Below are 1,586 nucleotides of genomic sequence, written 5' to 3'. Positions count from 1 at the left end.
GGACGACGCGGAAGACCGCGAAGATCCGCGCATCGCCGCGCTCAAGCAAACCGCGAAAACCCAGCCGAAGGCCGCCTACGATCTCGGCCTGCGCTACTTCCGCGGCGACGGCGTGCGCCAGGACAGCTACCAGGCGCTCAAGTGGATGCGCGAGGCCGCCGAACGCGGCGACCTGAACGCGCAGAAGGCGCTCGGCAGTTTCTACCTGTTCGGCCTCGAGGAAATGGGCTCGGATGCGCGCGAAGCGGAGAAGTGGCTGTCGATCGCGGCCAGCCGCGGCGACAAGGAATCGAAAAAGCTGCTCGACCTCGCGCGCAAGGCGAAGAAAGAAGACGAAGAAGACTGGAAATGGCGCACGCAATGGCGTGACGTCTATTACGGCTACTGGTACTCGGGCTATCCGTACTACGGCGTCTGGCAGCAGACGTACTGGTACTACTGACCGGGCATCGAGCAACGGGGGCGGCCGCGGGGAGACCACCATCGCGCGCCACGCCGGGGGGCTTATCGAAGTTCGCACGAACACATAAGCCGAACAACGACTCTAATCGATCGACAACGACATGAAGACCAACCTTTCCCAACGTCTCGTTCAAGGTGCGCTGATTGCAGCGCTTGGCGCGTCCGTCGCGGGGTGCGGCGGCGTGGTGACGCCCGGCGGGCAGAACGCCGGCGTGACCGGTGCGGCGGCGGGCGGCGCGAGCGCCGGCGCCGATTCGCAACTGCAGCGCTGCACGTCGCCGCTCGGTACGATCGCGGTGGACGACGGCCGCAACGCCGACTGGTGGGGCCCGTTCGGCAGCGCGACCAAGATGACGACGATCGACCCGCTGCTGCGCCTGGCTGTGCAGCAGTCGAACTGTTTCGTGATCACGTCGATCGGCAACCAGAAGAGCGACGCACGCCTGTCGCGCATCACGCAACTGCAGCGCAACTCGGGCGAATACCGCGCGGGCTCGAAGCAGCAGAAGGGGCAGCGGGTAGCGGCCGACTACTACATGGAGCCGCAGATCGTGATCAACGACTCGCCGATCGGCGGGATCGGCAGCATGATCGGCGGGCTGATCGGCAACAGCGCGGTGGCGGCGGTGGCGGGCCACCTGCAGACGAAGGCGTCGGTCGTGACGCTGACGCTGTTCGACGTGCGCTCGGCGGTGCAGATCGCGGCGGCGGAAGGCAGCTCGACGGCGACCAACTACGGCGCGGCGCTGGGCGGCTTCGGCGGCGGCGTGGGCGGTGCGCTTGCGGGCTTCTCTGCGACGCCGGAGGGCAAGGCGACGGTCGTCGCGTTCATCGATGCGTACAACAAGATGGTCGTCGCGCTGCGCAGCTACAAGGCGCAGGACGTGAAGGGCGGGCTGGGCCGCGGCGGCCAGCTGCAGGTGAACTGACGTAGGTGGGCCGGCGGGATGCCGCCGGCCGATTGCCGAGTCTCGCTTCCCGATTCGCGATTCCTGAATTCCCGATGGTCGGTGCGTGCGGCGCGATGCGCGCGTGCCGGCTTCGTTCGTCCAGTTCGTTTGAAAGGGGACCCCGATGAAAGCCGCTGTACTGATTGCATTGACCTGCCTCGCGCTGACCGCTTG

At 66.9% G+C, this 1,586-nt stretch carries 2 protein-coding genes; both read left to right on the top strand.

The window, feature by feature from the left end; translation table 11 throughout:
• Positions 1 to 442 (top strand): tetratricopeptide repeat protein (locus tag WT97_RS07180; protein WP_060353222.1); only part of this gene is annotated, 442 nt, incomplete at its 5' end.
• Between the two features lie 121 nt (positions 443 to 563).
• The gene (locus tag WT97_RS07175; RefSeq protein WP_060278452.1) at positions 564 to 1,391 is read left to right on the top strand and encodes a hypothetical protein; all 828 of its coding nucleotides are present in this window, start codon (positions 564 to 566) and stop codon (positions 1,389 to 1,391) included.
• Positions 1,392 to 1,586 lie beyond the last annotated feature (195 nt).

The sequence above is a fragment of the Burkholderia sp. MSMB1459WGS genome, assembly GCF_001534535.1.
GTDB lineage: Bacteria > Pseudomonadota > Gammaproteobacteria > Burkholderiales > Burkholderiaceae > Burkholderia.
Note: the sequence above shows the minus strand (reverse complement) of the source record. Positions and strands in the feature narration are given on the sequence as shown.

Coding starts and splice junctions, on each gene's coding strand:
- WT97_RS07175 (WP_060278452.1), top strand. CDS start 564: ATGAAGACCAACCTTTCCCAACGTCTCGTTCAAGGTGCGCTGATTGCA.